Below are 6,135 nucleotides of genomic sequence, written 5' to 3' on the forward strand. Positions count from 1 at the left end.
GTCCGGGTAGTAAACACCTTCACTACGGTACCAGCCTGGAAGTTTGTTTTCGCACTTATTTCTGGAGGTTAGCTGCTGTGCCAGTTCCTGGGACGAAACCCCAGGAAAAGGGCTCTTTTTTAGAGCAACTGACAAGATGTCATTATTCAAAAAATTGCGTATAAAACTTTGTACACCAGTATTTAAAATACTTTTATTCAAAGCACAACTATAAGTTCTTTGTCAACCGTTTCACCATCTCGTTTTCGGAGAGAAATTCCTTCAAAATCACCTTTATGGCCGTATACCCAGGTACGGCAATGATCATACCCACTACTCCAAAAAGGAGTCCGGCTACAATGATCACCAGAAAGATTTCCAGGGGATGGGATTTCACGCTGCTTGAAAAAATAAACGGCTGGGAAAAGAAATTATCCACCAACTGACCTACTACAATGCCTATTAAAACATAGCCGGTTTTGGGTAAGATAACCGTGCTAAAATCGGCATCCAGGTTACTGGTCATGGTGAGGAAGATCATAAGTGCCCCACCAATGATGGGCCCCACATAGGGGATGATGTTGAATAGGGCACAGAGGAAGGCGATGACCACTGCATTTTCTATTCCAACAATAAGCAATACCGTGACGTAAATGGTGAACAGGATAAGGATCTGGATCAGCAATCCGATAAAGTAGCGGGAAAGCAGGCTGTTGATCTTATCGATGGATTTTACTGTGTTGTTTTCCTTGTTCTGTGGGATAAACACCAGTAGCCCTCTTTGAAAGAGGTTGCTGTCTCTCAGAAAAAAGAAGGAGATAAAGAGCACAGAGAATAATCCAATGCTCACCGAACTCAGTATGTTGACGAAGGAATTCAGGATGTTGGGAATAAATCCCAGATCGAGCCCGTCCAGTACGTTCTGATCCAAGGCGGATTCCCGAATGAGTTCATTGACTTCTTCAGGGGAAGCTCCGAGGTATTGTATGACCTCCCTGTACAGCTTGTTCAGGCTGCTTTGTAAGGCTTCAATATTCAGAAGGGACAGGTTGCGGCTTTGCTCAGTGATAAGAGGGACAAAAAGGGCAATGATACCCGCCAGAATGCCCACCATGAATAACATGGTCACTACTACCGCCAGGGTATTGGGAAACTTTAAACGCCTCCTCAGGAAGAGGGTCATGGGCCGGCCAATCAGGGCTACGACCACTGCCATGGCAATGTAAGCAATCACAGAGCGGATTTCGTACAGGAAATACAGCAGGAGGACAACACCTGTGATGATCCCCACAGCCCTAAGAATACCTTTAGAAATAATGTTAGGAGTCACGTTTTAATTTTTAAAGGCGTATTGAACAATATTGGCGCCCATTTGCAGTGCTTTCCGCCTGACCTCTTCGGGATCATTGTGCACCTCCGGATCTTCCCATCCATCCCCCAGGTCACTTTCAAAAGTAAACAAAAGCACCAATCTGCCTTCATGAAAAATACCGAAGGCCTGTGGTCGTTTTCCATCGTGCTCATGTATTTTGGGAAGGCCGTCTGGAAACGCATAAACCTGGCTGAAAATCGGGTGATCTGCCCCGAGTTCCTCCAGTTCCTTATCCGGGAAAACCTTTTTAAGCTCTTTTCTCAGATAGGGGGCCATACCATAATTATCATCAATATGCAGGAATCCCCCGGAGAGGAGGTAGGTCCTGAGGTTTTGGGCCTCGTCTTCCGAAAAGTAAACGTTGCCATGCCCCGTCATGTGCAAAAAGGGATACTGATATATAGCTTCCTCCCCTGCGGTCACGGTTTGTGGTCTTTCTTTCAGGGTGGTTCCGATATTTTCGTTACAGAAGGCAATCAAATTTGGAATTGCTGTGGGATTGGCATACCAGTCGCCACCTCCGCCATACTTCAATATGGCGATTTCCTGCCCAATGCTGGGGGTAGCCAGGAGCAATAATAAAAGGCTAGTAAATAAACTGTTTTTGATGCCAAACATAGGCGCAAAGTTACATATAAAGGCGGTATTAGGATCGAACTTGTCCATTGCAACAGGCCTACCTTATTACTTACCGGTTATTGATCATCGCTACCGTGGTACATGCAACGATAGCAGCAGTTTCTGTGCGCAAGCGGGCATCGCCAAGGGATACAGGATAAAAACCGTTCTCATAGGCCAGCTCAATTTCCCGTTCCGAAAAATCACCTTCGGGGCCAATCAGGACAGTGACGTCCTTATCCGGGGCTATGCGACGGATAAGCTCCATCTTTTCACCTTCATGACAATGCGCGATGAACAACAGGCCTTTATGCTCCCTCTTGATAAACTCCTCAAAAAGAACGGCCTCATTGAGTTTGGGCAGGTAGGTGCGCAGGGATTGTTTCATGGCCGCCTGCATGATCTTTTCCAATCTTGGTAACTTAAGCACTTTCCGCTCAGCGTGTTCACAGATGATGGGGGTGATCTCATTTACCCCGATCTCGGTAACTTTTTCCAGAAACCATTCAAACCGGTCAGTGTTCTTTGTGGGGGCTACCACCATGTGCAATCTATGCATTTTCCGGTGCTTCTTAGTGGTTTTCACCACCTTGGCCGTACATTTTTTTGGATCGGCGATCAGGATTTCCGCTTCAAAAAGATATCCCTCGCCGTTTGTGATCTCCAGGACATCCCCTGATTGTTTGCGCAGGACTTTTACAATATGCTTGCTTTCTGTTTCCGAAAAGGCAAATTGGGAAACACTTTGGTCCAGGTTAGGATTGTAGAACAGTTGCATAATTTATTTCTCGTTTAATTTATACAGGGCGTGGGCAACTCCCATTTCCAGCCAATGCTGGAGTTCTTCTTCGGTGGCGTACCCATGAGGGCAGACAAAAACAAATTCTTTCATGGGCCTTCCCGTAAAGTCCATAGGCTTAACATCAGGCATCTTCAAAGTAGCTTCCATATGTTCAGGTTTTACCCGTACCATAAGGTCGTCTTTTACAATGCCTACCGTCATTTTTCCTTTGTACAGGAAAGCAATTCCGCCAAACATTTTTTTCTCCTGAATATTCCTGTGGATGGAATCTGGAAAAAGTTGAAATGCCAGTCGAATGCGGTCTTTCAGCGATGCGTTATAGGCCATGCCTCAAGGTAATCATTTCCATCCGAAAACCGATAAGAACGGTACTTGTTAGGGTGTTAGGCATCTCTGAGCTTGTAACGGGCCTGTGCCGCTACTGAAGGGTCTGTGAAGTCTCCGGCCTTGTACTTCAGATACCCGACAATCCCGATCATTGCCGCATTATCGGTACAGTATTCAAATTTGGGGATGTAGGTCGTCCATCCCAATTCCTGTTCGGCATCGGACAGGGCTTTTCGAATTCCGGAATTGGCTGAAACCCCACCGCCCAGGGCTACCTGCCTGATCCCCGTCTCCGCTACTGCTTTTTTTAGTTTGTCCATAAGGATGCCCACGATGGTGTATTGTATCGAAGCACAAATGTTGTTCAGCTGTTCTTCGACGAACTTTGGGTTTTTGGCAGTTTCCTTCTGCAAAAAGTATAAAATACTGGTTTTAAGCCCACTAAAACTAAAATTCAGTCCTTCTACTTTGGGTTTGGGGAAAGGAAATGCTTTTGGATTTCCCTCCTTGCTATACAGGTCAATCAGTGGTCCTCCCGGATAAGTAAGCCCCAGCAGTTTGGCGCTTTTATCAAAGGCTTCTCCCACGGCATCGTCCAGCGTTTCTCCTAAAACCTCCATCTTAAAATAGTCCTTAACCAGCACAATTTGTGTGTGGCCCCCGCTGATGGTCATGGCCAGAAAAGGGAATTCTGGCATCCGGCTTTCTTCATCATTGATAAAATGCGCCAGGATATGTGCCTGCATATGGTTAACCTCAATCATGGGTACCCCCAATCCCAGTGATAGGGATTTTGAGAATGAAGTACCTACCAAAAGTGATCCCAGGAGACCCGGACCCCTCGTAAAAGCTATGGCAGATACTAGTTTTTTGTCGATATTTGCTTTAGCCAAAGCCTGGTGGACAACGGGGACAATATGCTGTTGGTGAGCCCTGGAGGCAAGTTCCGGAATAACTCCCCCGTATTCCTCGTGAATTTTCTGGGTTGCGACAACATTGCTTAGCACTTTATCGTTGCATAATACAGCGGCTGAAGTGTCGTCACAGGAAGATTCAATGGCCAGGGTGTAAATATCCGTATTCTGCACGTTTTTGGAACAAAAATTGGTGGCACAAAGGTAAAACATTACGACCTATCAAGAAACTGAGAAAAATACTCGTTCGTACTTTACTGGTCATCCTATTGCTTTGTGTTTTAGGCACCCTTGTTTTTTCCCTGCCTTTTGTACAGACACGACTTGCCCGTTATGCCACCAATTCCCTGAATAAGGAATACGGGACCAATATCAATATCGAACGGCTCAGGGTATCCCTGATTAGCTGGGACACCGCACTAAGGGGGGTATATGTAGAGGATTACCAGAAGGACACCCTTTTTTATATTGATGAGCTGAGTACTTCCATCCTGAGCATTCGCAACCTGGTGAACGGGACCCTGGAATTCGGGGATATTGAACTTACCGGGTTAAACTTTAAACACCGGACGTATGAAGATGCCCCGGACAGCAACCTCGGGATCTTTGTGGCCAAACTGGACGATAACAAACCCAGGGCCCCGGGAACGCCCCCTTTCTTACTTTCTTCTTCTGATGTTGAGATCCGGGATAGCAGGTTTCAGTTGATAGACGACAACCTGGAGAACCCTGAGGTCCTCGATTTTAAAGCCCTGAATATAGAAGCCGAAGATTTCCTGATCCTCGGCCCTGATGTTTCCACCAATATTGAGGCACTTTCGCTTCAAAGTCAGTTTGGAATTAACATCGAAAGGCTGGCTACCCAATTCAAATACACCAGGGAACGCATGCGTTTCGATACGTTGTCCCTAAAAACCACCGGTTCCGAATTAAAAGGGAATATAGTTTTCGATTACGAGCGGAAAGACCTGGCCGATTTTGTAAACAAGGTACAGATTACAGCCCAGTTTGAGGAATCCCAGGTGAGCCTGGATGAGATCAACCTTCTGTATCCAGGTTTTGGTGCCGGCAAAAATGTGGATTTCGCCTCCTCCTTTTCCGGAACGCTTAATGGACTGAGCGCAGAAAACCTCTTTTTGCTAACAGATGATACAGGAGTAAGAGGGGACTTTACATTTAACAACCTATTTGATGCGGAAGCCCCTTTCAGCATGAATGCCAATATGCGAAATGTCACCAGCAGCTATTACCAGCTGCGGGCGCTTATGCCTGATCTGCTTGGGAAAAATATCCCTGAAAACGTTCGGGCTTTAGGCAGGTTTACCGTCCGCGGAAGCAGTATGATCACTGAGAATTCGGTCAATGCCCAAATCAATGTAAACAGTGCTCCCGGTAGTTTTTATGCCGATTTGGACCTTACCGAGTTCGACAACCTGGAAGCGGCCAGTTATGCGGGTTTTATTTCCCTGATCGATTTTGACCTCGGCCGCATGGTGGGTAATAAGAGCTTTGGGCTTACCACACTTGATTTCAATGTCAAGGGGAAAGGCTTTATACGGGAAACGCTGAATACCGAGATCAGCGGACAGGTATATTCTGTGGATTTCAATAACTACCTGTACCGGGATATACAGGTGTCTGGCCTATTGCAGGACCAGCTTTTTGACGGTTATGTGGAAAGTAATGACCAAAATGTAAAGTTTACCTTCAAGGGATTGGCTGATTTCAGAAGCGCACAGAACCAATTCAACTTTACTGCTGCAGTGGATTATGCGGATTTCAAGAAAATGAACTTCATAAAGGACAGTGTCTCTATTTTTAAGGGCATTGTCAATATGAACGTCATCGGAAGCAATCCCGATGATGTAGAAGGGGAAATTAATTTTACACGCACTAGCTATCAGAACATTAACGACACCTACTATTTCGAAGATTTTCAAATCACTTCGGCTTTTGACGGGGATACCCTCAGGACCATTGAAATAAATTCTCCGGATATCATTACCGGATACATGAAAGGGAGGTTTAAAACCGGCGAACTGGGCAGGCTGGTTCAAAATTCGATTGGGAGTATTTACACCAATTACACCCCTTATCCGATAACCCCCAATCAGGAATTGGCC

The 6,135-nt window shown here is 45.9% G+C and carries 6 protein-coding genes; 1 reads left to right on the forward strand and 5 read right to left on the reverse strand.

From position 1 onward, the window contains the following. Positions 1–208: 208 nt before the first annotated feature. From AC4E7D_RS10455 to tsaD, 5 genes are all read right to left on the reverse strand, one after another. The gene (locus tag AC4E7D_RS10455) at positions 209–1,309 is read right to left on the reverse strand and encodes an AI-2E family transporter (RefSeq protein WP_490173741.1); all 1,101 of its coding nucleotides are present in this window, start codon (positions 1,307–1,309) and stop codon (positions 209–211) included. Positions 1,310–1,312: 3 nt separating this feature from the next. Continuing rightward, positions 1,313–1,969, reverse strand: coding sequence for a DUF4159 domain-containing protein (locus tag AC4E7D_RS10460; RefSeq protein WP_490173742.1), 657 nt, complete (start codon positions 1,967–1,969; stop codon positions 1,313–1,315). Positions 1,970–2,039: 70 nt separating this feature from the next. Then, positions 2,040–2,747, reverse strand: a complete 708-nt coding sequence (locus AC4E7D_RS10465) for a 16S rRNA (uracil(1498)-N(3))-methyltransferase (RefSeq protein WP_490173743.1) — start codon at positions 2,745–2,747, stop codon at positions 2,040–2,042. A 3-nt stretch (positions 2,748–2,750) separates the two neighbouring features. Beyond that, positions 2,751–3,098: a TfoX/Sxy family protein gene (locus AC4E7D_RS10470; RefSeq protein ID WP_490173744.1), complete on the reverse strand. Its 348-nt coding sequence runs from the start codon at positions 3,096–3,098 to the stop codon at positions 2,751–2,753. 56 nt (positions 3,099–3,154) lie between these two features. Beyond that, a complete protein-coding gene (gene tsaD / locus AC4E7D_RS10475; RefSeq protein ID WP_490173745.1) occupies positions 3,155–4,225 on the reverse strand; it encodes a tRNA (adenosine(37)-N6)-threonylcarbamoyltransferase complex transferase subunit TsaD in 1,071 nt (356 codons plus the stop codon). A 56-nt stretch (positions 4,226–4,281) separates the two neighbouring features. On the opposite strand from tsaD, the gene AC4E7D_RS10480 reads away from it, so the two are divergent. Further along, positions 4,282–6,135: AsmA family protein (locus AC4E7D_RS10480; RefSeq protein WP_490173746.1), on the forward strand; the 1,854-nt coding region annotated here is incomplete at its 3' end.

Source organism: Lentiprolixibacter sp. (genome assembly GCF_982873095.1).